This is a genomic window from Bradyrhizobium sp. UFLA05-153 (assembly GCF_054185185.1).
In genome coordinates, this window is record NZ_JBBIAM010000125.1 from 1 (window position 1) to 26,854 (window position 26,854).

The following is a 26,854-nucleotide window of genomic DNA, read 5'->3' on the forward strand; positions in this document are numbered from 1 at the left end:
CGATGCCGGGCCTTCCCGGACTAGCTACCGGTCCAACTCGACGACAACAGCTGGATGGAGATGACCCATCAGCAGGGCTCAAGCGGATACGTGCAGCAGTTCGCCGATCGTATTTTCGCCGAGCGTGGCGTCCGCTTAGGGCGCGCGGCAATGATCCAACCCCGGCTAGACGAAGCGCCGCCCGAAGACATACTTGACGAGGGAGACGGCAGTGGCAGCACGTCCGTTCCGGGTCAAACTGCGACTTGGCGGGGGCGGCTGCTGGTGCAAAGCGGACGTCTGACGAACGCGCGAGTTCAGCTAAGGGCGGACCCAGGTGAGGTACGCGAGCATTGAGATGTCTATCGACACTTGCCATACCGGAGTATACCTGCCGCTGACGGCAGCCGCTCATGGGCGGCCTGGAGGCCTCTGATGTCATTCCTCAAAGGCAAGGCGCTGTGTTTGACTTCTTTGTGCCCGACGACGACGTGCCGCCGCCTGGGGTCACGGTAGCGCCCCCGCGCTAGCGCGCCGCGTTTGCCAATGCATCGACGACAGCCGGGGATCCTAAATTCCCGAGGGGCGTAAGTTCGCCTGGTCCCAAGCTTTGATCGGTCGAATACACGTGTTGCGCTCAAGCGGTCGATGCTAATCGCGGACCGATTGGGGAGACCGCACGGCTCATGAAGAGATTGCTGCTGTTCCTGGTTTATGTGCTTGCTGCCGCGCGGGGAGCCATCGCGCAAGAGACACAGTGTGACCGCGAACGCGCCGCCATGGTCGAAACCATTCGCGTTTATGCTCGGTCCTATGTCAATGTCCTGGGGCAGCAGGGGCTGTCGGAGAGAGTCCTTGGGGCGATGGGGCAAACGCAGCGCCATCTGTTCGTCCCCGAGCGACACTGCTCCATCGCGTACGCAGACGGGCCGCTTCCGATAGGCCTCGGCCAGACCATATCGCAGCCGTTCATCGTGGCCTTGATGACTGAGCTGGCTGACGTTGCGTCCGATGGTGTTGTGCTCGAAGTCGGTACGGGTTCGGGCTATCAGGCCGCCATCCTTGCGCACCTGGCACGAAAGGTCTGCACCATCGAGATTATCCCGCAATTGGCCGAGACAGCCGCCAAGACCCTCAAGGATCTCTCGTACGACAATGTGAGCGTCCGGCTCGGCGACGGCTATGCTGGTTGGCCGGAATGCGGTCCTTTTGACGCAGTCGTCGTGACCGCCGCGCTCGGCGAGGTGCCGCCGCCACTGATTGAGCAGCTCAAAGTGGGAGGCCGACTGGTGATGCCGGTGGGCCCGGCTTACACCACTCAGACCCTCACCGTGGTCGAAAAGACTGGCCCTGGCGAGACGACCAAGCGTGCCATCGGCCTTGTGCGCTTTGTACCCTTTACGCGTTCAAAAGATTGAAAGCCAATCAACGTTCAGTTCTGGAGCGCGCGCTCGTGGGCCATATGACCAAAGCCTTGTGGGAGTGCATTTTGGAGAACGGCAGCTTTTGGCGCGAAGCGGACCTTCTGCGGGATGCGCACGTCTGCGACGGGCCACTTCCGGACTCATGCTCCGCAAACAATAACTTACTCGATGGGCAGGCCATTGAACGGTCTCAGTCAGTAACCGTAGCGGTCCTGGTTAAGCGGTTCAAAGCGTTTGAGGAGGCTACTTTCCACCCTAAGCTCCCCTGCGATCCTGGTTACCAATCACACAGCGCCATGCCGCCAGGCGCTCTGCCGGATGCTGGTTCATCCACTCGGCGAGCTGCGGCGCGCCCATCAGGCAGGACTGCATCGAGATGTCGGCGAAGTCCGAGGTGGTGACGATCTGTTCGTGGCAATCTGTCGGAGAAGAGAGACTGCAGAGCGCGGCGATGACCTTGATCACGACAGGGGACCCCCGTCGCTGCGATGGGCTTTGGTGCCGCTGACTGTATGACTTATCGATGCCTTGTCATGCTGCTCCCTAACCGGATCAGCCGCCGGGAAGATGCTGTCATATATCGCGCGGGCTTCTCGAACTAAGCGGGCTTGCTCGCGCTCAGACTTTGAGACAAATCGAATAATCTCGCCCATATTGAATGCTCCTGCTACTATCAAGAGGGACCATTCCCTTTATGGCGAAGAATAGGCGCGGCCTTGCTATTCAATCTGTGATGCGTCTCACCATGCGAAGCGTGCTTTGAAAGACTTCGGGGAGCAAACTTCAATTTACTAAACGAGCCTACTGATCGCGAACGCAGCAACGAGAAACACTCCGATAATCAATGCTGGCATGACGTGATCTTCCTTCCTCTCACGTGGACAACATCTGGCTCAAAGCACGCCAGTTCCTCGACTGCTCGTGTTGATATCGGAGGGTGATTTTTCTATCTGTGACAGAAATCACGAGCGCCCCAGCAGTCAGCGTTGGCTACGAAACTCGTGGCAAGAATGATCTTCTTTTGTGGGGTGTCGGCTTGGGGGCAAGCTGCGACGTGCGGGAGAGGGCCGCTTCTGGCGCAAAGCGGACGTTCCACGTGCGCCGGATTTCGCCGATGGGCCACAAGCGGTCATCAGGCACGTTCGGCATTCTTTGGGCGGCCATACGCCTCCTCGATCATGAGGGCGGAGAGCGCAGCATAGGCCGCGGCCCAGGCCTCGGCAGTTTCAGCCGTCCAGGCGTCGCCCAGCCCCTTCTCCAAAGTCCACAGCAGCGCAGAGCCAACAATGGGGTAATGCTCAGGCTTGGCGCCGTATGCGATATGGCGTTTGGCTAGCGCGGCTGCCGCCGGCAGCACCGATTGAAGGTCGGCTAACCCATTCACCGCCAGGGCCAGGGTCGCCATTAGCTTCCGGCGCTGCTCAGTCATCTCTGCCGGAAACATCGTCTTTAGCTGGGGGGCGAGTTCGAATAGCCGATTGTAGAACATGATCCCAGCCTGATCGACGATAGTCGCGATCTTAGCGAAGCTCTCCTGCACGAGCTTGATCTGTTCGGGTGTTATCTGCTTCTCACTGGCCGGCATTAGTTGCTCCGCAACAAGTATTTTGTGTTTGAACCGATCGCCGGGCCCGGACTTCTAGGCACGAGTCCGATGTCCGTTGTCGGTTCGCGATCGACCCGGTGATGGACCTCTACGAGGAAACAGAGTGCCGGAGTTCGCATCGCGAACCCCGGCGTAAATTCACGCGGTCTCAGTTTTTTTTACGCGCTCGTCGAGCCCGCAACTCACCGGCAAGCCGTTCGACAACATGTCGAAGACGGGCGAATAGGCCTGCGCCATCTCGATCAACTCCTGCTTTCTGGAGTCGTCGCAATCGGCGTCGATGTCGAAGAGGACGCGGATGTTTTTAAAGCCGCGGCGGACATCCTTGGAAAGTCCGAGAAAGCCCTGCAAGTCGATGTCACCTTCCAGCCGTGTGGCGATGTCCTTCACCACAATGCCGCGCGCCGCCGCGTGATAAACCAGAGCACCAGTCAAGCAACTGGCGAGCGCGTGCAACACGTACTCGCCCGCATTCGGCCCGCGGTCCTGAGACAACAGCACTTCCGGCTCGTCGCTGACGAGGGAAAACGGCTGTTTGTGCCGCATCTCCTGGCCGACGCCGTAGAAGTCGTCGATGCGCGAATGGTTTTCGCCGCCGCCAATCCACTGGTTGGAAAGCCTGAACTGGAAGCTCGCAAGAGAAGCATCGGCTTTGATGGCTTCGATGGTGGCGGACAATTTCCCTGTATCAATGCCGTTCACGGTTGTGCTCGTGGGTGCCGTTGAGTCCGCCGCGGACTGTTCCGCCACAGGCGAATGACATTCAATCACTGTAGTCATGTGTATCTCCTCGAACTTTCCAAGTTGCATCACATCGCCTACGGGCGATCTAGGCGCACGGTGCGTGCGGCTTTCGCGGTGATACTTAAGTCATTCGAAGCGACAGCTGAATGATTGCGCTGCCGGACTTCTTGCTCGTGCATCCAGAGTTGCTATCATCCCTGCCTGATCGCTGCGTTAGCGCCAAAGGCCTAATCGCGGCCGGGCAAATGTCGGAGGTCATGTCCATGAGCGCGGACGCATTGTCCGATGTCCTCTCCGCCGTCCGCTTATCAGGGTCAGTCTTTTTCGATGTGACCGCAAAATCGCCATGGGTTGCGGAAGCGCCGCCTGGAGCGCAGATCGCTAACGACGTGACGCCCGGCGCCCAGCACGCAATCGAGTATCATGTCGTTACCCAGGGTTCGTGCTGGATATCGCTCGTCGGCGACGCCGGATTCGAGCCGGTCAAACTGGAGCAAGGGGACATAGCTGTCATTCCGCATGGCGACCCGCATGCGATATCAAGCGCACCGGGCATGCGCGCTAAACCTAACCTGGACATGCACCGCAGGCCCGAGGATAGCAACGCGTTGCCCTTCGCGCTTCGAACCGGTGGCGAGGGTGCGAGCGACACCCATGTGATTTGCGGGTTCTTCAGTTGCGATGTGCGCCCGTTCAATCCGCTACTTGATTCACTGCCGCGATTCATGCGGCTACGGCGTGACGCCTCACAAACGTCACATAGCCTACTCGACCAATTCATCCGTTTCGCCTCCGCCGAAACGGGCAACAAACGCGCCGGAAGCCAAAGCGTGCTCAACCGGTTGTCGGAACTGATGTTCGTCGAGGTGATCCGGCTGCATATGGATCAACTAGCGAACAACAGTACCGGCTGGCTTGCGGGATTACGCGATCCTCTAGTCGGTCGCGCGCTGACGCTATTGCACGCGCGCCCTGCGCATCCCTGGACTCTGGAGGAGCTTGCAGCGCAAGTCGCCGCCTCGCGCTCAACGCTGGCAGATCGATTTTCCAATTTGGTGGGCTATCCGCCGATTCAGTATTTGACCCAATGGCGCATGCAGATTGCCGCCAAGCGCCTAGCCGATCCCGGCGTCAAAATTGCCGCCATCGCTCATGAAATCGGCTACGAATCCGAGGCCGCATTCAGCCGAGCATTCAAAAAGTTTGTCGGCCGCTCCCCGAGCCAATGGCGATCGGCCTCTTCCTGAGCAGCAACATCCAGAATGTCCGCTTCGGGCAAGGAGTGGAAGTCCTGGCGTTCCCTGCTCCATGTGCGGTCTGCCCCTGAGGCAAACGTCTGGGATCGAGGTGCTATGTCGGCTGCGGGCCGAATGCGGAAGTCTCATTTTTGGTCAGCTGGGCGAGCGGCGTGGCCGGGATATCGGTTCCAAGCGCCTTTAGTTCGGAGATTGAGCATACTTTGGCGTATTTTATCTGCTACGGGATGGCGCGCGTTCTTGACTGCCGAAGACCAGTGCAATTCCGCCGAGTATCGCAAGCGAAGATATGGAAAGGCGAAGGGAGATTGCTTCTCCTAGCACCAAGGCGCCTGCCAATGCCGCAATGACTGGAACGCTCAGCTGCACCGAGGCGCCTTGCGCTGGCGTGAGCCCTGGGAGCACCGCGTACCAGACCGTATAGCCAAGCCCGGACGCAACTGCGCCGGATAGGATTGCACAGGCGAGCCCGATGGCGGTGATGTGCGTGCCAAACGAAAGGGCGCACAAGAAAAGACAGATTGCGATTGGAACGGAACGCAGGAAGTTGCCACCCGTCACGCTAATGGGATCCGCAACGCCACGGCCGAGCAAGGAGTAAGCGCCCCACGCAACGCCGGCAGTCAGCATGAGGCAGGCGCCCGTTACGGACGGTGCCGATGCACCGGGAGCTACGAGCGCCGCCAGTCCGGCGACGGCAATTGTCAGTCCGAACGACTGCAAGGCGGATAGACGTTCACCGCGAACGAGCCCATAGCCGACCATTGTAGTCTGAACCGCGCCAAACAAAAGGAGCGATCCCGTACCGGCTGGTAGGGAGACATATGCAAAGGAGAACGCGGCCGCATAAGCGAATAGCGCAACAGATGCTGGCCACGATCCCGCTGGCTGTTCAGCCTTCCGGCGAAGCGAGAGGATGATGCACAGTACGCACGCGCCTGACGCGAGCCGGACAAGGGTGAAGGTGGCAGGATCGATCGCGGCCTGAGATAGGGCTAACCTGCAAAGCACGGAATTTGCCGCAAACGCAGCCATCGCCAAACCGGTCAAGGCGATTGTCCAGGTTGTGATGCGAGGCCGCTGCATTCGTCATTCACCTAAGCGAGACCGCAGGACCGATCTGCGCCGGTGTCATTGCAATTGTTGTATTGAGTCTGCACGACCGACCCGTCACCTGGGTACGGCACGCGTCGCCTGGCGAGCCTCGCGCCGCGACAACGGCATCGTGTAGGTTATCGCGGTTCCGACCACGCAATCTTCTCCGCTTGCGTTGCGGACGACGGTCTCCAACTTGCAGATCGGCTTGTCGTCCCGGACGTGCTCGACTTTGACGCTTGCGGTAATCGTCTCTCCGACCCGTACGGCCTTGACGAAACGCCAGTTTGTTTCGAGAAATACCGTGCCCGGTCCCGGGAGATCTTCGGCAACGACGGCGTTCATGAGACCGGTCGTGATCCCGCCCTGTACGATAAGCCCGCCAAAGGGTGACGCGGTCGCCAGTTCCACGTCGTAATGGACAGGGTTCTTGTCGCCCGTCATCTCGGTGAACATTTCGACATCGCGCATCGTGGTCGTGCGGCTCCTTTCAGCACGGCGACCTGGCACGGGTCGGCCGGCCAGCGTTCGGGTCCAGGGTGAGTCGGTCGACATTTCTCGTGCTCCTATGCTGCGAGGGACGGTTGTTGAGACAAGTTCGCGATGTGATTGGCTTCCGCTTTCATTGCCGCGCTCAGATCGGCATGAAGCTGCTTGACTTCGTCGAGGTCCCACGAGAACGAGGCAATCGCATCGGTGGCGCGAACAAGCGGCAAGGACAGTTCGTCGCGCTCGCGCTGGTAGCTCTCAAGGCCGCGGATGGCGCCGTCGATGATCCCTCGCGACAGCAATTGCGCATCGCGAAGGGCGTCCGTGATTCCGTGCGCGGTCAGGGGGTCCTTGAAATAGCCGGCATCGCCGACCAGAGCCCACCCTGCACCATGACATTGTCGAAGGTAGCTCGTTGCGCCCGCAAAGCTCCGCAGGCGGCCGACCAGCGTGGCTCTGCCAACGTCGGCGCGCAGCTCGGGAAAGCTCGCTGCCAGCACCTGGAGGAAGCCGCGCATCACATCGCCGCGAAATGTCGCGACAAATTGAGAAGCCGGAACCGCCGCGAAGACGCAGTGAGCAGCGTTCGTTGGAATCACCCCTGCCGCGGCATTCCTTGCGAAATGCCAATGCAGGCCATCGCTGTTCAGGTCTGCAAAGTAGCCAAAAACGATGCCACAGGCATTGAAGCCTTCGACCAGTGTTTTTGAATTGACGAGCTGCGCAACGGTCGACTGGCGGCCGTCCGCACCAATGACGATATCCGAGCGGACGGTCATGCACGCACCGCTGCCATCTCTCAGCGAGGCGCCGATGACCCGGCCGTTCGATGCAAATTGCAACTCGGAAAGAGCGGTCCCATGGCGAACCGCCGCGCCGGCTTCGCGGGCTGCATCGGCGAGCAACGGATCGAGCACGGTGCGTCGCGGCGCCAACAGGAAATCGACGCCGTGATCCGGCTTGATATCCACTCGAACGATCTCGTCGCCATAGTGAAACGTGGTCGATCGAATCGCAGGTGTTCCCGCCGCTGCAAACTTCGGAATCAATCCCCATCGCTCGAGCTGCATAACCGCGGACCGCATCAGGGCGTGCGTCGACATCGTATCGGCGCCATAGGGCTGCCGATCGACCATCAGGACCTTTGCACCCGTCCGGGCCAGCAGGAGGCCAGTGGCCGCGCCCGCGCAGCGTGCGCCGATAACTACCGCGTCATAATGTGAGTCGAGACCGTGGAGACCGTTCATGACAATTGCTCTCAGGCAGCAGCGCGATTGAGGTTCTGGCTCAGATGGGCGGCGAGATCCGCAGCATCGGCGCCCGCTCCGTCGATGAAAGACGATTTGCGCCGGCGCATGAATGGCAGGCCCATGACGTACATTCCCGGCGCAGAAACTATCCCGCCGTCGTGACGGATGCGTCCCTTGCGGTCGAGTACGGGGACGTCCAGCCAGGAGTAGTCGGGGCGATAGCCCGTCGCCCAGATCACCGTACCGATGCCGGCACGGATCAGGTCCAGGCAGAGCCTGGTTTCCGACCCGACATCCGTCGGCTCAAAGCCATGAGGCGGGGCAAACTGCTGCGCCAGTCCGCTCGTGTTCACCCAATCATCGATGCTGGCGAGAAGACGGCTCATTTTCAGATCGGCCAGCGCGCAATGATTGGCGAGCGATCCCGAAAACTGCGCCTTGCCGTCACAAAGTCCGACGAGGCGACCCACGAGCTCGACGCCCGCCTTGCGCAGGCTATTGAGATCGACCGTGACGCGCTCAGGCGTTCCGATAAGCTGAAGCGACGGCAGTCGCCGTGCCCTTTCGATATCCTCGACCATGGTGTCGTACCGAACATCCATGGCACCGATAGCGTCCATCCACCACTGGATATCCCGTCCGCGGTAGGTCCGCGGCAGCCGGACGTGCTCTCCGACGCAAAGTACGACTCTGCGGCCGGCCGCTCGGATCTCCCGGGCGAGCTGAATGCCGCTTGCTGAGGCACCGACGATCATCACGCCGCCATTAGGCAGGAGAGCGGGATTGATGTATTGCAGCGGGGTGAGGCTGGTCACGGCGGCAGGCAAACCCGCAGCGAGCGACGGGATCGAGGCAAGGTTGCAGGCGCCGGTTGCGATCACGAGCTTGCGGCAGCGCCATGGACCAAGGTTGGTTTCGACCGCGTAGCCTACCTCCTGCTGCCTTACCCGGGTGACGCGGGCTCCCGGCACAATTGGAGCACACGAAAGCCTGGCGTATCCCTGCAGGAAACTGACGACCTCCGACATCGTCATGAATCCGTCGGGATCATCACCGCGGTAGGCGTATCCTGGCAGTCGAGTTTGCCAGTTGGGCGTCAGAAGGCGCAGCGAGTTCCACCGCTCCGTCAGCCATGAGTTGGCTACCTCGCCGCGCTCAAGGACCATGTGGTCGATCGAACGCGTGCTCAGATGCCAGCTCATGGCCAATCCGGATTGGCCGGCGCCTATAATGATGGCGGTCGCGAATCCCAAAGCGCTCGCTCCTTTTTCTCCAACCGTCGTCCTCAGTTGACGGTCACGAAGACGTTCGTCGGATTGGTCACGATGTCGAATACGGCCGACCGCTTCTGCGATTGAGCTACCAACGCCTTGATATCGTCTTCGCTCGCATCGGCGCGAATATCGAAGTGGACGCGAATGGCGCCGAAGCCATTGCGCACCTCGTCGTCGATGCCCAGGATTCCCTGAATATCCATGTCGGCCTCGAGTGACGCCCTGACCGAATGGAGCTGTATGCCGCGGCGCTGGGCAATCGCAGCAACACCCGCCGTGAGACAGCTCGCGAGTCCGGAAAGGACAAGCTCGACAGGAGTCGGAGCACTGTCTTCGGCGGCAAAGACCTGCGGGTGATCTGCCTCGACGGTGAACGTCTTGTTGCGGGACTGCTCGGCTCCGAGCCCAAAGAAACTTCCAATAGCGGAGCGGCTGTGCGTGCCATTCACCCATTCGCAGCTCGCTCGCCACTTGAACTGAGCCGCCTCAGGCGCTTGCTCAAGTGCCATACGGGCACCTAACAACGCCTCGACGTTGACGCCATTATTGATTTTCGCGCTTGCACTCGTCGTCGTCATCTTGTTCTCCTCTGGTGATAAACCCGAGGTAAGATTCGTAAATCTTCCTCTCACTCGGCTCTTGCGGGCTTTGCGCTCGCCAAATGTCAGATCGATTTACGCGCCCTGGCCCGCGCATGCTTGAAGCCGGCATCCGGAATTTCTTTAGATGCCGTGGATTTTTTGCTGAGGCAAAGGGCAGCGAGGCGATCACGCAGCGCTCTCAATCGCGTGAAGATACGGGGAAAGAACAAATCGCTTCCAAGCTGCTGCGCTGCTCGCGATTTCGATCGATAGTCCGACTTCGAAACTCCGCGGCTCCTTTAAAAGGGGCCGCCTTCCTGGGACCTCGCCGTCAGGCGGGATGGGTCAAAACGCGACGTGGCTGCGCGGGTGTACGTCCTAAGCTCGGGGCTGCGAAATACCTGCATTACTTAGACCGCGAATGAAACGATCGATAAGGTCCGGATCGTTGCAATAAAAAAGTTCCTGACGAGCAGTTTCAGTAGTGTAGCCGGGCTTACGCCGAAGCAGGTCAGCAGCAACAGCTTCCGCTTGTGTCTTATCACCGAGAATGCCTAGTGAAGCGGCCAGTGGGGCGAACGCTTGATATGTCGCATTGCTCAGTCGAGTTGCCCGTCGTGCGAACTCGACGGCTATATCGTACTCGCCTAGAGAGAAGTGAGTCCAAGCGCGAACGTGATGGAAACTCCAAAGATGGCTGTCCCGTGGACTGAGCACGGTCGCGCGGTCGAGCAAGGTCTCAGCATCAGTCTCTCGGCCATGCCACAGCAAATTAAAGCCTTGTGCAAAATAGGCCTGGGCAAAACTCGGGTTTAGCTCCAAGGAAAGATCGAGAGCCGCCAGTGCTTCGTCGTTGTGACGAGTTAGGCACAGGACCCGACCTAGGACACATTGGCAAAAGCAATCAAGGTCGTCGAGGGCTACTGCCGTTTGCGCCTGCCGCAAAGCGGTTTCAAGTCGCGCTAAGCGGTCTCTCGGTTCGTCTAGAAACGCACGTTGTACATTTACGTAGCTGAGAGCGCCATGCCCCCGAGCAAAGTATGGATCTTCCGCGATGGCACGCTTGAAATACGTTTCAGCAGAATCAAATCCCGGAGTAGTAAAGCGCCACAAATTCCATAGACCGCGCTGGTAGCAGTCCCATGCGTCGAGGCTTTCGGGAGGCTTGCGGGCAGCGAGTTGCTGCTCGACCTTGGACAACTCGGGTTCGATCGTTGCAGCAATCTGCCTCGCCATCTCGTCTTGAATATCAAAAATGTATTCAAGCTGCAGATCATACTTGTCCGACCACAGTTGCTGCCCGTCCGCTGCCCGGACTAACTCCGCCGTTATCCTCACCGTGTCGCGATTTTTTCGTACGCTGCCGAGGAGCACATACCTTACGCTCAGCTGTTCGCCTATCTCCCGTGCGTCGACCATCCGCCCTTGGAAGCCGATGGTTGAGTGCCGCGAAATGACCGACAGCCACCTGTTCCGAGCGAGAAGACGAATGATATCTTCCGTTAGACCGTAGCTAAAGTAATCGTTATCGGGGTCATCAGACATGTTCCCGAACGGCATTACGGCGATCGACAAGCGCGCAACAGCCTCGGCCCTGACTGTTTCCGAGACGATGTTGTCGAGGTTGGACACCTCGGTCGCGACGGAAACAGTGGTGGATTTGCTTTCCGAACCAATACTTCGCTCGCTAGCACGCTGAGCGTTCGCTTCCGACGCTGAGACTGTTTGAACGTGTCCGACGAATCGGAAGCCACGTTTGTGTTGTGTACGAATGAGCGACTGGTCGTTGCCGTTATCACCAAGCACCCGCCTGGCTGCGTTAACTCGGCTGCTGAGCGCTGCTTCGGAAATGATTCGACCGTGCCAAATGGTTTCAATCAACTCATCCTTACTTACGATCCGATCATGGTTACGCACCAGATGAACAATAAGGTCGAAGACCTGAGGTTCGATATGAATGAACTCGCCACGCCTGCGCAGCTCCTGCTGGCTGAGGTCGATCTCGAACTCGGCGAACTGGTACTTCAATACTGCCTCCGGCTCTGGTGATGACGCGATCCCAATGCATCGCTGCCGTCGAGATATTCATGCACGGGCCACGCAGTGGTCTGTCTCGTGAGGTTGGGTTCGGTGATCACCGCTTCCGGCGGCACCCCACCATTGTCCGTACAAACGGACGCGGTATCCACTGTCCTTGCTGTCCCAATCGCGGTCGGCGACTGCTATTCCGTCCGTGTGTGAGCAGCATGGCCCCTTGCCACTTTTGAGGCTCTCGAACCAGTGATTGAGTTCGGGGCGGTTATGATCGTGAGCGTGCGCTGCGAAATGCGAGGCCAGCAACACGATCAGTGTCGTCGCCGCGTTGGCGGCCATCAAAGGCATCTTCGTCATCGCAGTTTCTCTAAGCAAACAAGAGATTAGCGCTGCAATATCCGAAATGAGGTTAGGTCAAACTGCGCGGGCTCCCCGATGTGTGAGCCGGTCACTTGTTGCACCAATTCCAGACTAGTTGGACGGCTTCTAAAATCCCGCTCGTTGTTACGTCTGCGATGCGGACACTGAGGTTCAAGCGGCGGCGGGGTCAGGTAAGGGTCTCACAAGCGGCGGTCGGGGCGCGCACACCCCCGGCGGCCGGTTTACCGCCGACAGCCGACATCACAACGGCTCAAGCGCTGTTCGGCTTGGGGCCATAACTGGAAATCGGCCGTTTTAGCGCGGCGCATCTCGCCGTCCCTGCGCGTGGATTCGCGGAATGGTGAGGTGAAAGCGCGCTGCCAGGCGACCCATCGGGAGGGCGCGACCGCGTTGCAGCAGAAGTGAGTTTGCACCGCCGCAATCATCTCGATCAATCACGGCCCGTCCGCCAGGCCGCATAGGATGCTTCAGCTGCCGGTCTCGATTGAAAGGAGATTGCGAACTGTAAAGCGATTTGGCAGACCTTTATGTTCCACCGATGGAATGCACGTCCATGTCGAAACCGAACGGGGACGATCAACACAGACACGACCTGCTGCAGACCATTTTAAAGGGCCACTTCGCCTCGGACGACGCCGAGCTGATCGCAAGCATCAAGGCTGCAGCCGAATTCATCGAGCTGCCGTCGGGCGGCATCCTGTTCCACCAGGGCGAGCACAGTGACGACGTCTATTTCGTGCTGTCGGGCCGATTGCTGGCGCTCGCGGAAGCCGACGGCGAAAGCAAAATACTCGGCGAAATCGGCCGAGGCGAAACCATCGGTGAGCTCGCCCTGTTCACCGGCGAACCACGTTCCGCTTCCATCGTTGCCCTGCGGGATTCTTCGGTCGTCAAGGTAACGCGGCAGATCGTCGAGCGGGCGCTCGCCAAATCCCCGCAGGTCGCACTACAGATGACGAGAATCGTCATCAATCGGCTTCGACGGTCGGAACGAGAGCGTCAGGCCCCGACTGTTCCTGTCAATATCTGCATTCTTGCCGTCTCGCCTGGCGTTGACGCCGCGGCCTTGGCAGGACGTCTGCGAGCCGCGGGGCGGGACAGCGCAGCCACGAGGATCGTGGGTCCCGATGACATCGGCGAGCAATTCGGTACGGATGCCGCAAGCGCGGTCCGCCAAAATCATGACGCGATTGCTCATCACATCGACGGGATCGAGGCCGCAAGCAAGGCGGTTTATCTCGTCGCCGACCCACGCGAGTCCGCCTGGACGCAGTTCTGTCTGCAGAACTGCGACGAAATCTTACTGGTCGGGGATGGCCGCCAGGACCCGGGTCTTTCAAGCGTGGAAAGCCGCTATCTCGCGGCCGAGACGCCGGTCCTGATCGCGCGGCGGACACTCGTTCTTCTGCATGGCCTCGATACCAAAAGCCCGACCGGCACCGCGCAATGGTTGAAAAACAGACGCATCTCGAGGCATTTTCACATCCGGCCGGAACTTGCGCGCGACATTCGCCGGTTAGCGCGGATTATATCAGGCAACTCTGTCGGCCTCGTGCTGGCGGGCGGTGGGGCGCGCGGATTCGCCCATGTCGGCGTTATGAAGGCATTGGAGGAGGCGGGCATCGAAGCCGATTTTATCGGAGGCACATCGATCGGCGCCATCATGGGGACCTGCCTCGCGCTCGATCTGTCGGCGGAGCGGATTTCCACCGCCGTCCACAAGGCTTTTCTGCTTCATCCAAAGGGCAACATCACCGGCGACTATAATTTCATTCCACTGGTGTCGCTGATCAAGGGCAAGCGCACCCACGAGGCGATGGCCCAGGCCATCGAGAACGCGACAGGTGCGAGTATCGACGCGGAGGACACCTGGAAGACGTTCTTCGTCATTGCCTCCGATTTTTCCACCAACAGCGAGGCCGTTCTCGACAAAGGAAATCTCGCGCGAAATGTGATCGCGAGCTATGCGGTTCCCGGTGTGCTGCCGCCGATGTTTATCGGCGGACACCTGATGTTCGATGGTGGCATGTTCAATAATTTTCCTGTCGACGTGATGGCGCGGCTCGGCGCCCGGCGGATCATCGGTGTCGACCTCTTGATCGAAGATGGCCGGGTGTTCGAGATCGACCAGCTACCGGGTACCATTGCGCATCTTCGTGACAAACTCCGGTCGTGGGACATGCAGCGCTACCGCCTGCCGACCGTGCCTGAAACAATACTGAACTCGTCCTTCATCAGTTCGGTCTCGAAGCAGAAGGCGATGCGAAAATTCGTCGATCTTCTGTTTCAGCCGCACATCGAACAGGTCGGACTGCTGCAATGGAAGCGATACGACGACATTGTAGCGGCGGGATACAATCACGCCAAGCAGGTACTCGGGGCGGAATCCGAGGACAAGCTGAGAGCGTTCCGGTAGCGGCCTGACGTGTATCCATCAGCAAAGTGCGTTATCCGGCAACACTCACGCCAAGTTTGAAGCGAGCGTCCGCTTGGTCGAGCCTGCGATCTTGCGCCGCAGGGTGGCGGATGCGGCATGAGCCGCCGGCGGGACTATTTCGGCCGAGGTGCTCAAGCGCGCCAATCATCTCATCCAGCCTGGCTCACTCCCGAGGCCCGCGCCTCACTTGTGGTTTGCGCTTACGGCGAATGACTGCTCAGGGGCAAAATGCGAAGAACTCAACATGAGCAAATCTAGTCCGCCATACCCCATTGATCGGACCTCGACGAGGTGTGCGGGCACTTCGCAGAAGGGCCATGCGGAGATTGCACCGATTCTGGTGATGGGTCGTAAGCGGGTGCGACTATCGAGGCTGTGGCTGGTCGGCCCGGCTTGCCTCGCGCAAAGCGGGACAACCAAGCCGACCATTGGCCGATGTTTATCAATTCCACCGCAGATTTTGCGGACTACTTGTTTGTGGAGGCCGAACCGACCGTCGCCGAAGGAGGTGGCATCATGTTCCAGGTGTCGGCGCGGTATTTCCAATCTGCGCCGTCCTGGACGATGACGCTCATATAGGTTCCTTTGATCTGTTGGCCTCCGGCATCAGCAGACCAGGTACCGGCTGAATAAAGTGAGTTTTGGCCTATCATGTTCGCCTGCGCGACCGGCAGAACCATGTTTTCGAGTTTCTCATTCACCATCTGATCCATGAATTTGCGGATATTCTCAGTGCCGATGATGGGTTGATCCACACCCTGCGGCAACAACACGGCGTCGGCCGTGTATAGCGCGGTGAGAGCAGCGGCATCTTTCTTGTTAAAGGCCTCGATCCACTTGTCGTCGACGCGCTGTGCAATTGTTTTGGCGTCGTCGGCGAAGGCGGGCACGACAACGGCGAATGTCAGTGCCATTAAGCAAAGCATTTTTTTCATGGCTCACACTCCTCGCATGTGGTTACCTTTTTCGGGCGTACTGCTCATGGATTGCCGCTGGCCGATATTGGTATGGACGTGGCGAGCTCCCACAGCGAACGCGCAGCGGGTTAGCCTCACTGTTTTGGAGCTTGTCCAGATGCTTTTCATCGGGGCCTCAACGGCCATGCGGCGAATGAACACAGGATTCAGAAATGGCTCCGAGAAAGACGGAGTTCGGAGGTGTCGTCTGGAAAATTGAGCCTCAGCTACAGCTTCGGCTCTATCGCTTGTCCTTTTGCGGGCATTCAGCGAGCGAACGAAATAGGATCAGGTCAATCATTGCGGTTCGAACGAAACCCGCTGATCCATTACTCATGGTTCGTTGGACAACGAATACTTATTAGACCGGCGAATGGTACCCGGGCAAGACTTAACACCGGCGCATTACCGTTCCGGAGAAGTACGGTCAGCAGCATTGACGCACGAGCGCCAAGGCAACGCGCTTCGAGCGATACCGATAGTCAAGCCACAAGAAATTAGAACCAACTGTGGGCTCATGCACCGCGCAGCCAATAGCGTGCTTCTTCAATCGCCTTGATGGTAGTTCGAACGCGAGAATCTCAAGCAGTGCGTGGCAATCGTCGACCGCCCTGTGAGCCTGGTGAAAGAAGCCAGCGCCATTCAGGAGGCAGGCTAGGCGAGAGCCTTCGAAGCCGTGTTTCCTCCGGTCGACCTACGTCGCCGAACAACCCCAGGCCTTCCGTTGGAATATCGGCCAGTAACGCTCCGCGAACTTGCGGTCGAAACTCGCGTTGTGAGCAATGACGATCACGGCATCGTCCGTGAACGACGAGACAGTTGCCTCGTCGATCCGCTGCCCGACGACCACCTCGTCCGTGATCCCAGTGAGCGCGATCACCTCCGGCGGGATGGGACGGTTCGTTGAACGATGAGAAGACATCCCTGAGACCTGGGATGCGCCCGTCGGGCAGGTAGTCGAACTTGACCATTCCCAAGCTCGATGACCTCGTCCTTCTTCTGATCCAAGCATCCCCCCAAGTAGGCGCACCGGTTTCGGAAGAGGCAAGTTGTCCTTCAGCAGACCGACCGCCAGTTCTGCGAAATCGTAGCGGCTCGCAAAACCCGGCAGCGAAGATTCAAACAAGCGAGACCGCCTGCGCCACCATGAGGCCAGCACCCAGGATGCAGATTAGGCCGACAAAAAGCTCAAAGATTGACGGCCCGGGGCGGCCCACCGCTAACAGAGCAAGGATGGTCGCAATGCCGAACCGAATGCCCTGTGGCGTGAGACTATCCCACCCGATAATGTCCCAGCCGATAACCGAAAGAAGAGTCATTTCCTGCCTCCTGTATTTGAAACCTTTTGTTACGCGGATTTCCGCGCACGCGAGGCGGGTGACGGCGTCGAAGGTGCGTCTGGCGGAGGCGACCGGGGCAGAGCGCGTCGAAAATAAAAACTCGCAGCCGCCCGTGCAGGGCCTATCGCCGGTCAAGGCTCGTTGATGATGCCCGGTGGAGAATACTTGGCATGGCTCTCGCCGTCCTCGGCGTAGCCACGCTCCCACGCGCCAGAAGCGAGAAAGCCCGCGTAACTCAATCTTTCATCTCCGACGAGCCGGGTCGACGGCCCAAGCCGCTGATTGAGGAGTAGCGTCACAAAGCAGCGGAGCAGCTCTGATCTTGGCTCGTCCTGTTCCACCCATAGAAACTGCCCCATCTCGTTGACCTCGAGGAAGGTATGTTCCCCCTCGGGAGTAACGATGAGGTCGATGCAGCCGAAGGCCAGTCCGAGCTTGCGCATGAGCGCGATACACCGCTCCTCGACCGTGCGTGGCAATGCCACAAGCGCCGGCTTGAGGGGCGCCACCATATCCGATCGCCAATCGAGCCGCGTCGAATCGCGCGACTGCGAGTCGAGACGGATGGCCACGCAGCGCTCGTCCATGCAGGTGACGCGCAGTTCATAGGCCTTCTCGACCTTGCGCTGATAAATCGCTGGGCAGCCCGCAAGCGGCGCATCGTCCTGAAGGTTCACCTCGCGCAGTTCGGTGGTGAAAAGCGCATGGCGCTCGCCGCTCGATTGCGCATGCCAATGCGTCTGCAAATGCAGCTTGAAGATGACGCCCGCCTTACAATGCTCACGCCAGAAGCGGCGGATCTCGTCGGGATCGTTGCTATAGAGCGTCTCCGGGATGGCAAAACCACACTGCGCGGCGGCAATGAGTTGAGGCATCTTCAGCAACACCACCTCACGTGCCGCGATATCATTCACCCAGAAGGCGTCGGGCGCGATGAGCCGCCGTACGTTGCGGATGTGGTAGTCGCATTCGCGTGAAGCTACTGCCCAATCCGCGTCGGACATGCCAGGCGGCCGCATCGGCAGCCCGCTGCGGCGGAACCATACCGTGCTCCAGTCGCCGCTTACTCCATGGCTCCGGCCATCACCAACGGAGACGGTCTGCGAGGTTTGCGTAATGTGCATTGATGACCGCAGCACCAGCGGCAGGTCCGGCGTGTAGACGGTGTGATGCCGCCCCTCCGCCTGCTCGATCGCCCAGCGGACCGCATGAATATGGATATCGCGGGGAAAGCCTAGAATGAGGACGGTCATCGGACATCGACCCCTTGCTTTGAATATGGCTCGAGTCAAGGTATCCCCGCCGACCGGCGCAATAAGTCGGCGGGGAGAAAGTAAATCATGCGTCGCTGTCGTTCGTGGGGCAGCCCGTGCACGTGCACGTATCGGCGCGAGGCGAGGCCGTGACGCCACCGACCGCGCCGCGCGAAATCATGCCGCCGGAAATGTGGTCGATCTCGTCGATGGTGAGCGGCCGCGCCAGCTGGCGGGCGAGGATCCGCGGAGCCGCAGGCCCGAGGTCGTTGGCGTCGTCCTTGGCAACTTTGCTGTCGTCGATCATGAGTAGTCTCCTGGTCTGTGGGTGCTGAAATAGGGTCGGCAGAAAGCGCGCCTTCCGCTTTTCACGTTGCCAGACGTGGAGGCTGCGCGATGTGATCGCGCTCACACGTGCTCTACCGGGCATCGCGGAGAATTCCGGTGTGACCGCCTTTCCTGTTAAACGCACATCCAAGCGCACAGAGTTTTTCTAAGTCGGCCTTTAGCGCTCGTGGTTCTGCGGTCATGTCTGTAGCGAAGAACAGATCGTCGCGGCGAAAGCGGAAGGACGAAAGCGATTGGCTTATGTACGGCAGGACCGGAGACAGATATCGGCGCGCGATCGCCCGCGGCGAGGGCGAAGAGACTCGCCGAATGAAGCGCCGGCGCCGATCTCACCGCAAGAAGCGCCGGCAGCGGCTGGCGACACACCGCCGACGGTTGCGCTAAAACTGAAACAAAAGAGGCCGCCGACCAAGGCGGCCTAACTGCTGGCGCCACCCGCTAGCAGGATAACGATCGCGATGATTGCGATACCTTCGCCCCTATGGTGCCGCTGCGTCGCCATGAGTGGCCATTCCCTGACATGCAAATCTGAGAAATGCTTGAACCCGACTTAACCGCAACCCTACGCCGGTGGACGATACGGATATGCGCACCGCGAATGGTCCGCCAGCTATGGGAAATTCTAATCCGAGTCATTTAACCTCCAAGGTTCAATGAATGGTAACGGTTGTCTCAGCAACGCGCTTTCCAACACACGCCCGGGATAGCCGATCCAGAGGTCAACGACCGTGATGCGCGTCACTGGAACCTCGGTTACATGACGAAGGCGCTTCTAAGCATCACCGCGGGGAGCAATGTGGCGCCGAAGATTGCGACAGCAAGACAGATGCGCGCTGGGATTGGTTACGAATCGACGGCGGCGGGATAGGACGTCGCCGCCGCGAAAGGGATCTTGCTCATTGCATCACCCCACGTTTGAGGGCTGCCCGCTGAGCGGCGGTCGCTGGGACATCTCAACTACGAAAAGTCGGCAAACTATCGCGCCGCAAAGCAGCTGTCTCTTATACACATCGATGTGTATAAGAGACAGCTTCGAAGCGATGCTTGAATCAAACTTGAATGAGCGCAAAGCAGGCGATCCAACGGTGATCGAATAGTGCCGCTCGAGTTGCGCTCCGCAATATGTGATTAGGATCACGGCCCTGACGCGTGACTTGGAAGATTGTCGTGTCGGTCAGTTGTTTGCTGTTCTTCGAGGAGCACACTATGAACGTCGTGATTCAAAGACTCAATGGCCTGTGGCACCTTGTCGTCGGGTCGTGCCAGCTCCGAACTCCCTTCCTGGAGACTCAGGACCGGGAGTTGGTCGTTACGTACGCCCGGCGAGTTTACCCTGGCGCCAAAGTCTTCGAACGCGACTGATCTTGACAGCGACGCGCTCGAGCGAATGTTGTCTCATGCTTGAGTGACTTGCCATTTCGCAGAAGGGCCGCTCTTGGCACCGGAAACACCAGACGCAAATCCTTAGGGCGCGTTTGGAAAGCGCTGCGATCCGGTCACCGTCGGTCGACTTGACGGCGTCGCGCCTCCCTTGAATCACTGTATCGAGACATCTTGGGCGGCGATCGGTCGCACACAAGCGGCGGCTTTCGCGGACCATCAAGATGCCACCTTCCGAGTTAGGCGGCCCCCCGGGGGCGGGCACAAATTGCGATCGAGAAATGTCTTGGACACAACGCGAAGTGTCCAGACGAAATCAAGGAGCGACGCTCTCGCGCAATCGGCGGAGTTGGGAGCGGAGCCGCTCGCAGCCCAATTCCCTCTCGAGCTTGGTGATCGCCTCAAGCGTAGGTTCAGCGCGCACGCTCAGCAACCGCGCCATGTCGCGGGTGCAAGTATCTTCCGAACGGACAGTCTCGTTCTGTGCCTGCAGCTTCGGAGCGGCTTGCGGCGCCGCATTTCCGTCAGAAGGCAGAGCTGTACTGCTAACAATACTCTCAAACAGACGCTGTACTTGTGGACGCAGCCGCTTGCAGGCGATTTCGCGTTGGAAGCTGGTGATCTCGTCCGGCGCAGGGTTGGCGCGCAGACGCGCCAGCCTCGCTTCGTCGCGGACACAGGGGTCCGTGATTTCGGGGGCGGGCTGCCCGGGAAGCGGCGGCTTGGGCAGCTCCGCCTTCACCGCCGGTGGCGCGCTTGGCGGTGTTGGATTGACCAGGGCCGGCTTCGGCGGGGCCGGCGCCGGAACTGGCGGAGGGGCCAGGGGCAGCGCTGCCGGCGCGACGTTTGTTGCACCCAACTGCGGCACTAACGAGATGGTTGCGCCGCCGAGAGAGCCATAGATGAACGGCTCCTGCCGTCCACCGGTCATGGCGATAACGTCATCGCGCACGCGGCCAAGCGCGATCCGAACGTCGACACCGGGCTCGGCAAGGTGCCGGAGCAGCGCGGTTGCATAGGGACTGTTCACGCCGTCGCCGTCATAGGAGATCGAGCCGGCCTTCGCCGCGTAGGCCACCAGCGTATCGGCGCTGATTTCATCGAGCTTCGCAAGCCCGCCTCTGGTCGGCGAGCGGCTTGCGGACCGCAGCTTGGCCGCAAACGGGTTGTCGCGGCAGGCGTCGAGCAGTATCAGACGCAGGCGGCGTACCGGTTGGAGCGCCCAGATGATGCGATCGAGCGCGATAGCCTCATCGTCGACGTCGTAGTCGTGGCTCAGCTTGGCATCCATCGGTATCAGATAATTCGTGCCGCCGATCTCGATGCCGTGGCCGGCGTAATAGACCACCGCCACATCGGCGTTCTCTGCAGTAATGAGAAACTCGCGCACAGTGCGCTTGAAGTCGACGACGCCGAGATCGTTGCGCGAAATGACGACGTCGAAACCGATAGATTTGAACAGCGCTGCGATCGCTTTGGAGTCGTTGCCGGTATTGGGCAGCGTCGGTGCGTTCGTATAGGCGGAGATTCCGACCACCAGCGCGACCCGACGCTCCGCTGCGGCCGCATCGGCGAACATCGCGCTGACGACGAGGCAGAGGACGTAGATCAAGAGCCGGCGCGGTTTCATCGCTGCATTAATATCCGTAACTCCGCCAGGAACGATGGCGGTACTTGCGCTTTCTTGGCGGCTGGCCGCTCTCCGTCACCGTGACGTTAATGACTTCGGAGAACACCGGTGGATCGTGCGGCACGTGGGCAAAATCGGCGAACAGCAGGCGCAGCTTGTGCTGGCCGATCGGGAGCGTGATCTTCGCTTCGGTCTGGCCAGCGCCGAAGTGCAGGTGATTGAAGTCGTTCGGGATCGGTTGGTCGAGTGGCGGCAACTCGGCATCGACAAGCAAATGATGATGGCCGGTATTGGGTTTGTCGAAGCCCGCCGGCGCCACGCCCATGTTCAACAAACCGAAGCGGATAACCGGATTCGGAGAAATATAGGAGCCGTTCCTCGGATAGATGAAATAGACCTTGGCATCCTTCGGTGCGGAACGCCGTCCGCCCGCCGCAGGAGCTGCTTGAGCCACCGCGGGGGCGGTTTGGTCAGCTACCTTGACCTTGATCCGCTCGGAGATCACCGGCGGCGAATGCGGAACATGATTCTTGTCGGCGAACACCAGTTGCAAGGTGTGCTCGCCGGGCGTCAACGAAATCTCTGCCTCGGTCTGTCCCGCGCCGAAATGGAGGTGCTGGAAATCGTTGGGAATTTCAGCATTCAGCGCCGGCGTTGGCGAATCAACGATCAAATGATGGTGACCACTGTTGGCGCGGTCCGAACCTGCCGGCGCAACGCCCATGCCATGCAGGCCAAAATGTAGAGTGGTCTTGGTTGGCAGCGTGTCGCCGTCTTTCAAGCCGATGAAATAGACAGCCGCCCCGGGCGGCGACGGCGTTGGTCCGCCCGTCTGAGTTTGGGCCTGTGCGGCGTGGCAGTGCATCAAACCGCCGATAAATGGAACCAGAATCGATAACAGCAATCGTTGCATCATCGCAATCTTCCCAATGCATAGACCACAATCTGGACCGCAGGAGCCGTGGGAAACTGAAATAATCGCAAGCATCGACAATATGCCCGTCCGGCAAAACGAGCGGAATTGAAACGATATTCCTTTGCCGCCCAATGTAAACCAAAATCCCGTGGCGCGACCGTCGCCTTGCCGGTCGCGGCCGAATGAAGCATGCTATGCAACATTGAATGTGACGTGTGCATACTCCCGATCGTTCGAGCCGACCGGAGATCACAACATGAAATCCGCCGTCTTGTCTGTGATTTTTCTCACAGCGCTACTTGCAAGTACTTCGGAAAGCGCCCAGCGAGGGCTGAGCAGCGGCCCGTCTGGCGACCAACCGTCCGCGCCAGCCGATACCAGAGTGGCTCAACAACAGGGAACCAGTCTGGATCCGGGAGAGCTGTTTCGCGATTGCGATAACTGCGCCGAGCTCGTCGTTGTGCCGCCGGGAGACTTCGTGATGGGATCCAATGACACGCCCTATGAGAAGCCCGAGCACCTGATCAGCATTCGCAAGCCCTTCGCCATCGGGCGCCACGAGGTGACGTTCGCGGAGTGGGATCCGTGCGCCGATGCCGGCGCGTGCAAAGTGCGCCCCGAGGATCACGGCTGGGGCCGCGGCGACCGCCCAGTAGTCAATGTCAGCTGGGAAGACGCCAAGCTGTACGTCGCCTGGCTGTCGCAGAAGACCGGACAGAAATACCGTCTGCCCAGCGAGGCGGAATGGGAGTATGCCGCGCGCGCGGGGACCAGAACGCCATTCTGGTGGGGCAAAGAGGTCGGCGCCGGTCATGCGCAGTGCGACGGCTGTGGCAGTCCGATCAAGCAGCAGGTCGTGCCAGCGGGCTCGTTCCGGCCAAATGGCTTTGGGCTCTACGACACTTCTGGCAATGCTGCGGAATGGGTCGAGGATTGCTGGAACGATTCCTATCGCAATGCGCCGAAGGACGCGTCGCCTTGGACGTCGGGCGACTGCCGCCTACGGGTGCTGCGCGGGGGCAACTTCCTCAGCAAGGCCAGCGACGTCAGATCTTCGGCCAGGTTTCGCTACGACATTGATGTGCGTTACTACGCCAACGGCTTTCGCGTCGTGCGGGAGTTGCCGTAATCATGCCGCGCGCGGAAACAATACGGGTGATCGTCGCGGCGATACTTGTGTTGTTTGTTGCAGCCCCTGCCGCTTGGGCGCAGACCTACTCCGCCAGCGGGCAAATCGGCTATCTGCACGAGTGGGAGATAACGGGAAATCTCGCGAAAACGGTTACGCGTCTGGGTGCAGAATATTCAGGGACGATCACGCTGCGTCACGTCGGCCTGTGCAGCGTCAATGGCGTGGAACAAAAGCAGGCGCGCATGCAGCTGAAAGCTTCGTCCGGGCGGCTGGAAGGCACGTTGATCATGGACGGGGATCAATGCCGCATCGTCGCATCTGGATCATCTGGCTCGGGACTGTTGATCTGCGGCAGCGGACAAGACGTTCCGATCAATCTCCTGATCGGCAAAGCTGTTGAGACCGAAGCGGCGGATCGCGCGGGACTTTAGAGTGCCGCGGTTTCGAAGTGCTGCTTGCTCGCCGCAACAGTCCGCGACGACTATGATGCCGGCGCCCGCGCCAACACACGCTCCTGCGGCCTCGACCGGCTCGGCTGCTTCACCTAATCCGCAACTCCACTAGAGAGGCGCTACACGACCCTCGGAGGCAAGAGCTTTACGCGGTCTTTCCCAAATGTACCGTTTGGAGCCGCAAGCTGTTCTTGAGATTGTGCCCGGGCTGCGACGGAAGCGCCATCGGGCGAGTATCGCTCCGGCGAAAGCACGCCGAATGATTGCTGTCGCGATCGCATTCACCCCCTGACGAAGAAGTATGAACGATGGCAGCTCTAACAGCATCGCACCCTCTCAGTGCGGCCTGCCGAGCACGAATGCGAACGGCAGAACGAAAATCTCGTCGCCGGCATCATCGCTGACATGCAGGGCCCACTGCCGCCAATCTTCCAGGTTGGCGGCTGCGACGAGGGATCGCACCCTGCGGGTGGCCTCCTCACACGCCTCGATCAGGTCGGATACGAATGTGCCGCGACGATCCATCAGGACCCCCTTAGCGTTCGAGCAATGGAAATAGACCTGAGCCATGTACGCCTCCTTGCAATATCCGGGCGAGTAAGCTCGACCCTGCGCGTCGGAGTCATACGAGGCCTCAAAAGGGATTGTCCGTGATCATCCGCACATAATGCATTTTGGTAGCCTCGCGGGTCCGTGATCGGTTCGGCCTCAAATCACGCACACCACTCATCCATGGACGGGGTATGGATCCACCCCGTGTTTACTCCGTCGGCAGCCGAAACCTCAGCGGCAGCTGTCTATCGTGCCTGCGTCCCGTCGGGTTCGGCCCGCCCGCCGCCGCTGGAAGCGGGCGCATTGCCGGCAGAGATAGCAACAGAACGCGGCACCATCCTGCAGTGCTTGCAAACGCGACACAGGGAAGAGGCTCGGAAGCCTTGACAGTGGCGGGGCTGAATTGCCCCGCCATTGACCCACAGAGGGCCGTACGAGCATTTCTACATTTATCGGCTAGTCTAGGTCGTTAGCCCGCGGCCATAAATAGAACCCACGGCCATTTCTGAGTGGTGCAGCGGTGGTTTTAGGTTGGTTATGAACACCACGAAGCACAGCGCGCCGATCGCGAAGATGATAAGACTAAAAAGGTAGTTTAGGTTCATCTGTGTTCCTCGCCGCCTTTTCGTTCTGGGGCTGCATCATGCAGCCATGAACCGGACGATGAAGAGATCGACCAGAATCTTCCGTGACGGCGCTCACAATGTCGAGAATTGCCTCCTTTGCCTCTCTGAGCCACGCAGCGACCGTTGCTTGGCTATCTTCGCGATGGTGGCGCGGCTGCATGCCGTGGCGGACTGGATAGCGTTCCACGGCATCATCAGCATGCGGGCAGTTCCGTTGTTGCGCTCGACATTGGCCGGGCGCCCTTGTCGCGGCCCGTTGCCCTGGCCTTGGCTTACCCTCGCGCCTGCCAGCGGCGGCCGTCTTCATTGCGTGCGATGGCCGCGAGCATGTCGCGCAGAATTCCGTTGATGGCATCGAACACGCGGACCGTGAGCGCGTCGCCATTGCCGCCCGTGATTTCCGTCACAGATAGAAAAGCCACCCTTCAGTATGGTTCGAGCCACATGTTGTTCATTGCAACCCCTGAGGAGGAAAGTCATGAGTGGAATGCGTGAGCTGATCGATACGGAACTCGACGCCGTGAGTGGAGGGTGTCACGGGCATCATCATGGGCATCATGCGCATCATGGACTCTTCAGCTTCGGTAATTTCGGCAACATCGGCTCTATCGTCGTAGAGCAGAACATTGCCGTGCAGATTGGTGTGGCTATCGGCAATAACGCCAGCGTCACACAGCAGCTCGGTGGTCAGCTGAACTTCGCCTCTATCCACTAAATTGCGGGTTCCCGAACACTCCTTGCCCGCTCCCCGGGGGTGTTCGGATACGAATTCAATCGAGAATTCTCGTGGACATGGGCACCGTCGCTCAAGGCGCTCGGCAAGGGTCTCGACGCGGTGTCGATGCCCAACGAGCGTCACCGCGCGCAAGTTCGTGTCCGTTCCGATCGCCTGACCGCCCAAGCCAGCGGCGGATGGCAATTCGTACGGTACAATGACCACTTGCTACAAACGCTTCGTTCGCTGGCGCAGGACCAGCGTGCTGAGCCATGGACGCGCTTGCCGCGGCCATGATGCCGCTGTCCAGATGATCGACACCTCGATTGTCTGCGTGGATCAGCATAGAGTGTGTATCACCCGGAACAGAGTTCGGTCGATGGGACGGTCCACGGGTTAACGCGCAGATTCATGCGGTGGTTGATACCAACGAACTTCCGATCCAGCTCGCGGTGACGCTTACGACGATCAGCTTGTCGGGAAGCGCCTGTCTCGCCTCAGGGCTGGATCAATATTGCTTGTCGACCCTGGCTCCGACGCCGAGTTGGATCAGAGAACTCGCAATCAGGAAGGCTGGCCTGGGCCAACATCCGGCCGAAAAGCAACTGCAATAAGCCAATCTGTTTTTAGCCATACCTCTACCGAGCTCTCAAGATCGTTGAACGCTTCTTCAACAGGACCAAGCAATGTCGTGAGGTCACAACGCGTTACGACAAGCTCGCGGCAACCTACCTCGCGTTCGTTCAGCTTGCGCCAAATAGGCTTTGGCTCCGCGCTTCATCCTTACACGTTGTTCCTGAGATAGCCAAACTCGTTCAAGGCATGCGAGAGTCCATGCCACATGAATCAGAAACGCCGTGGAAGAAAAAGTCACACACAGCGTGGCTCCAACGGGTCATATCGTGGCCAAAGCCGACTGCCGCTGTTGGGCGCCACGTGATTTCTGTCACAGATAAAAAATCCGTCCTCAGGCATCTACACGAGCAGTGAGGCACTGGCTCGCT

Annotated in this window: 24 protein-coding genes and 3 pseudogenes; 8 read left to right on the plus strand and 19 right to left on the minus strand. The window is 59.6% G+C overall.

What is annotated here, in order from left to right; all coding sequences use genetic code 11:
* Positions 1–42: 42 nt before the first annotated feature.
* Positions 43–336: pseudogene (locus Q2941_RS42160) on the plus strand (hypothetical protein); the annotation flags it as partial.
* A 422-nt stretch (positions 337–758) separates the two neighbouring features.
* Complete coding sequence (locus tag Q2941_RS42165) at positions 759–1,397, plus strand: protein-L-isoaspartate(D-aspartate) O-methyltransferase (protein ID WP_371260575.1); 639 nt, start codon at positions 759–761, stop codon at positions 1,395–1,397.
* A gap of 261 nt (positions 1,398–1,658) precedes the next feature.
* Here Q2941_RS42165 and Q2941_RS42170 read toward each other — a convergent pair whose 3' ends face one another.
* From Q2941_RS42170 to Q2941_RS42185, 4 genes are all read right to left on the minus strand, one after another.
* Positions 1,659–1,868 (minus strand): hypothetical protein, encoded by a 210-nt coding sequence (locus Q2941_RS42170; protein WP_027527449.1) that lies wholly within the window; start codon positions 1,866–1,868, stop codon positions 1,659–1,661.
* A complete protein-coding gene (locus tag Q2941_RS42175; protein WP_084801830.1) occupies positions 1,865–2,056 on the minus strand; it encodes a hypothetical protein in 192 nt (63 codons plus the stop codon). The genes Q2941_RS42170 and Q2941_RS42175 overlap by 4 nt, the downstream gene beginning before the upstream one ends.
* 479 nt (positions 2,057–2,535) lie before the next feature.
* Positions 2,536–2,967: a globin domain-containing protein gene (locus Q2941_RS42180; protein ID WP_254113767.1), complete on the minus strand. Its 432-nt coding sequence runs from the start codon at positions 2,965–2,967 to the stop codon at positions 2,536–2,538.
* A gap of 180 nt (positions 2,968–3,147) precedes the next feature.
* Positions 3,148–3,789: an OsmC family protein gene (locus Q2941_RS42185; RefSeq protein WP_458196199.1), complete on the minus strand. Its 642-nt coding sequence runs from the start codon at positions 3,787–3,789 to the stop codon at positions 3,148–3,150.
* Between the two features lie 227 nt (positions 3,790–4,016).
* Here Q2941_RS42185 and Q2941_RS42190 point away from each other — a divergent pair, with 227 nt between their 5' ends.
* A complete protein-coding gene (locus Q2941_RS42190) occupies positions 4,017–5,000 on the plus strand; it encodes an AraC family transcriptional regulator (RefSeq protein ID WP_027527452.1) in 984 nt (327 codons plus the stop codon).
* 222 nt (positions 5,001–5,222) lie between these two features.
* Here Q2941_RS42190 and Q2941_RS42195 read toward each other — a convergent pair whose 3' ends face one another.
* From Q2941_RS42195 to Q2941_RS42220, 6 genes are all read right to left on the minus strand, one after another.
* Positions 5,223–6,095: a DMT family transporter gene (locus Q2941_RS42195; RefSeq protein ID WP_458196200.1), complete on the minus strand. Its 873-nt coding sequence runs from the start codon at positions 6,093–6,095 to the stop codon at positions 5,223–5,225.
* An 84-nt stretch (positions 6,096–6,179) separates the two neighbouring features.
* Positions 6,180–6,659, minus strand: a complete 480-nt coding sequence (locus Q2941_RS42200; RefSeq protein ID WP_458196201.1) for a MaoC family dehydratase — start codon at positions 6,657–6,659, stop codon at positions 6,180–6,182.
* A gap of 11 nt (positions 6,660–6,670) precedes the next feature.
* Entirely contained in the window at positions 6,671–7,840 is a 1,170-nt protein-coding gene (locus Q2941_RS42205) for an FAD-dependent oxidoreductase (RefSeq protein WP_458196202.1), read from the minus strand.
* 11 nt (positions 7,841–7,851) lie between these two features.
* The gene (locus Q2941_RS42210; protein ID WP_458196203.1) at positions 7,852–9,096 is read right to left on the minus strand and encodes a flavin-containing monooxygenase; all 1,245 of its coding nucleotides are present in this window, start codon (positions 9,094–9,096) and stop codon (positions 7,852–7,854) included.
* A gap of 32 nt (positions 9,097–9,128) precedes the next feature.
* Entirely contained in the window at positions 9,129–9,695 is a 567-nt protein-coding gene (locus Q2941_RS42215) for an OsmC family protein (RefSeq protein WP_254111383.1), read from the minus strand.
* 381 nt (positions 9,696–10,076) lie between these two features.
* A complete protein-coding gene (locus Q2941_RS42220) occupies positions 10,077–11,726 on the minus strand; it encodes a winged helix-turn-helix domain-containing tetratricopeptide repeat protein (protein ID WP_458196204.1) in 1,650 nt (549 codons plus the stop codon).
* Positions 11,727–12,666: 940 nt separating this feature from the next.
* Between Q2941_RS42220 and Q2941_RS42225 the strand changes: the two genes are divergently transcribed.
* Complete coding sequence (locus Q2941_RS42225) at positions 12,667–14,529, plus strand: patatin-like phospholipase family protein (RefSeq protein ID WP_305881681.1); 1,863 nt, start codon at positions 12,667–12,669, stop codon at positions 14,527–14,529.
* 488 nt (positions 14,530–15,017) lie between these two features.
* Here the strand turns inward: Q2941_RS42225 and Q2941_RS42230 are convergent, their stop codons facing one another.
* The 7 genes and pseudogenes from Q2941_RS42230 to Q2941_RS42260 form a co-directional block, all read right to left on the minus strand.
* Entirely contained in the window at positions 15,018–15,485 is a 468-nt protein-coding gene (locus Q2941_RS42230) for an SgcJ/EcaC family oxidoreductase (protein WP_084801834.1), read from the minus strand.
* Positions 15,486–16,062: 577 nt separating this feature from the next.
* A pseudogene (locus Q2941_RS42235) lies at positions 16,063–16,514 on the minus strand (exonuclease domain-containing protein); the annotation flags it as partial.
* Positions 16,515–16,624: 110 nt separating this feature from the next.
* On the minus strand, positions 16,625–16,825 hold the full coding sequence (locus Q2941_RS42240) for a hypothetical protein (RefSeq protein ID WP_156944809.1): 201 nt from the start codon (positions 16,823–16,825) through the stop codon (positions 16,625–16,627).
* 152 nt (positions 16,826–16,977) lie between these two features.
* On the minus strand, positions 16,978–18,099 hold the full coding sequence (locus tag Q2941_RS42245) for an MvdC/MvdD family ATP grasp protein (protein ID WP_458196205.1): 1,122 nt from the start codon (positions 18,097–18,099) through the stop codon (positions 16,978–16,980).
* Between the two features lie 85 nt (positions 18,100–18,184).
* Positions 18,185–18,406, minus strand: coding sequence for a hypothetical protein (locus tag Q2941_RS42250; protein WP_027527465.1), 222 nt, complete (start codon positions 18,404–18,406; stop codon positions 18,185–18,187).
* 1,737 nt (positions 18,407–20,143) lie between these two features.
* A complete protein-coding gene (locus Q2941_RS42255) occupies positions 20,144–21,457 on the minus strand; it encodes a caspase family protein (RefSeq protein ID WP_458196206.1) in 1,314 nt (437 codons plus the stop codon).
* Positions 21,458–21,464: 7 nt separating this feature from the next.
* Entirely contained in the window at positions 21,465–22,373 is a 909-nt protein-coding gene (locus Q2941_RS42260; protein ID WP_027527466.1) for a DUF4399 domain-containing protein, read from the minus strand.
* 256 nt (positions 22,374–22,629) lie between these two features.
* Between Q2941_RS42260 and Q2941_RS42265 the strand changes: the two genes are divergently transcribed.
* Both Q2941_RS42265 and Q2941_RS42270 read left to right on the plus strand, forming a co-directional pair.
* Positions 22,630–23,502 carry a formylglycine-generating enzyme family protein gene (locus Q2941_RS42265; RefSeq protein ID WP_458196207.1) on the plus strand — a complete coding sequence of 291 codons (873 nt, stop codon included), beginning with the start codon at positions 22,630–22,632 and terminating at the stop codon, positions 23,500–23,502.
* A gap of 2 nt (positions 23,503–23,504) precedes the next feature.
* Entirely contained in the window at positions 23,505–23,936 is a 432-nt protein-coding gene (locus Q2941_RS42270) for a hypothetical protein (RefSeq protein ID WP_027527468.1), read from the plus strand.
* A gap of 357 nt (positions 23,937–24,293) precedes the next feature.
* Here the strand turns inward: Q2941_RS42270 and Q2941_RS42275 are convergent, their stop codons facing one another.
* Positions 24,294–24,527, minus strand: coding sequence for a DUF6894 family protein (locus tag Q2941_RS42275; RefSeq protein WP_027527469.1), 234 nt, complete (start codon positions 24,525–24,527; stop codon positions 24,294–24,296).
* An 880-nt stretch (positions 24,528–25,407) separates the two neighbouring features.
* On the minus strand, positions 25,408–25,542 hold the full coding sequence (locus Q2941_RS42280; RefSeq protein ID WP_256575990.1) for a recombinase family protein: 135 nt from the start codon (positions 25,540–25,542) through the stop codon (positions 25,408–25,410).
* Positions 25,543–25,613: 71 nt separating this feature from the next.
* Between Q2941_RS42280 and Q2941_RS42285 the strand changes: the two genes are divergently transcribed.
* Together Q2941_RS42285 and Q2941_RS42290 are read left to right on the plus strand one after the other, a co-directional pair.
* Positions 25,614–25,850 carry a hypothetical protein gene (locus tag Q2941_RS42285; protein ID WP_458196208.1) on the plus strand — a complete coding sequence of 79 codons (237 nt, stop codon included), beginning with the start codon at positions 25,614–25,616 and terminating at the stop codon, positions 25,848–25,850.
* A gap of 205 nt (positions 25,851–26,055) precedes the next feature.
* Positions 26,056–26,627, plus strand: a pseudogene (locus Q2941_RS42290) (IS5 family transposase); the annotation flags it as partial.
* Positions 26,628–26,854 lie beyond the last annotated feature (227 nt).

Excerpts from the sequence above, each read along its gene's own strand:
- Q2941_RS42245 (WP_458196205.1), bottom strand. The coding sequence starts at position 18,099 with ATGACCGTCCTCATTCTAGGCTTTCCCCGCGATATCCATATTCATGCG.
- Q2941_RS42230 (WP_084801834.1), bottom strand. The coding sequence starts at position 15,485 with ATGAAAAAAATGCTTTGCTTAATGGCACTGACATTCGCCGTTGTCGTG.
- Q2941_RS42265 (WP_458196207.1), top strand. The coding sequence starts at position 22,630 with ATGAAATCCGCCGTCTTGTCTGTGATTTTTCTCACAGCGCTACTTGCA.
- Q2941_RS42175 (WP_084801830.1), bottom strand. The coding sequence starts at position 2,056 with ATGGGCGAGATTATTCGATTTGTCTCAAAGTCTGAGCGCGAGCAAGCC.
- Q2941_RS42285 (WP_458196208.1), top strand. The coding sequence starts at position 25,614 with ATGAGTGGAATGCGTGAGCTGATCGATACGGAACTCGACGCCGTGAGT.
- Q2941_RS42195 (WP_458196200.1), bottom strand. The coding sequence starts at position 6,095 with ATGCAGCGGCCTCGCATCACAACCTGGACAATCGCCTTGACCGGTTTG.
- Q2941_RS42205 (WP_458196202.1), bottom strand. The coding sequence starts at position 7,840 with ATGAACGGTCTCCACGGTCTCGACTCACATTATGACGCGGTAGTTATC.
- Q2941_RS42255 (WP_458196206.1), bottom strand. The coding sequence starts at position 21,457 with ATGAAACCGCGCCGGCTCTTGATCTACGTCCTCTGCCTCGTCGTCAGC.
- Q2941_RS42225 (WP_305881681.1), top strand. The coding sequence starts at position 12,667 with ATGTCGAAACCGAACGGGGACGATCAACACAGACACGACCTGCTGCAG.
- Q2941_RS42275 (WP_027527469.1), bottom strand. The coding sequence starts at position 24,527 with ATGGCTCAGGTCTATTTCCATTGCTCGAACGCTAAGGGGGTCCTGATG.
- Q2941_RS42190 (WP_027527452.1), top strand. The coding sequence starts at position 4,017 with ATGAGCGCGGACGCATTGTCCGATGTCCTCTCCGCCGTCCGCTTATCA.
- Q2941_RS42165 (WP_371260575.1), top strand. The coding sequence starts at position 759 with ATGGTCGAAACCATTCGCGTTTATGCTCGGTCCTATGTCAATGTCCTG.
- Q2941_RS42260 (WP_027527466.1), bottom strand. The coding sequence starts at position 22,373 with ATGATGCAACGATTGCTGTTATCGATTCTGGTTCCATTTATCGGCGGT.
- Q2941_RS42215 (WP_254111383.1), bottom strand. The coding sequence starts at position 9,695 with ATGACGACGACGAGTGCAAGCGCGAAAATCAATAATGGCGTCAACGTC.
- Q2941_RS42185 (WP_458196199.1), bottom strand. The coding sequence starts at position 3,789 with ATGACTACAGTGATTGAATGTCATTCGCCTGTGGCGGAACAGTCCGCG.
- Q2941_RS42250 (WP_027527465.1), bottom strand. The coding sequence starts at position 18,406 with ATGATCGACGACAGCAAAGTTGCCAAGGACGACGCCAACGACCTCGGG.
- Q2941_RS42200 (WP_458196201.1), bottom strand. The coding sequence starts at position 6,659 with ATGTCGACCGACTCACCCTGGACCCGAACGCTGGCCGGCCGACCCGTG.
- Q2941_RS42270 (WP_027527468.1), top strand. The coding sequence starts at position 23,505 with ATGCCGCGCGCGGAAACAATACGGGTGATCGTCGCGGCGATACTTGTG.
- Q2941_RS42240 (WP_156944809.1), bottom strand. The coding sequence starts at position 16,825 with ATGACTCTTCTTTCGGTTATCGGCTGGGACATTATCGGGTGGGATAGT.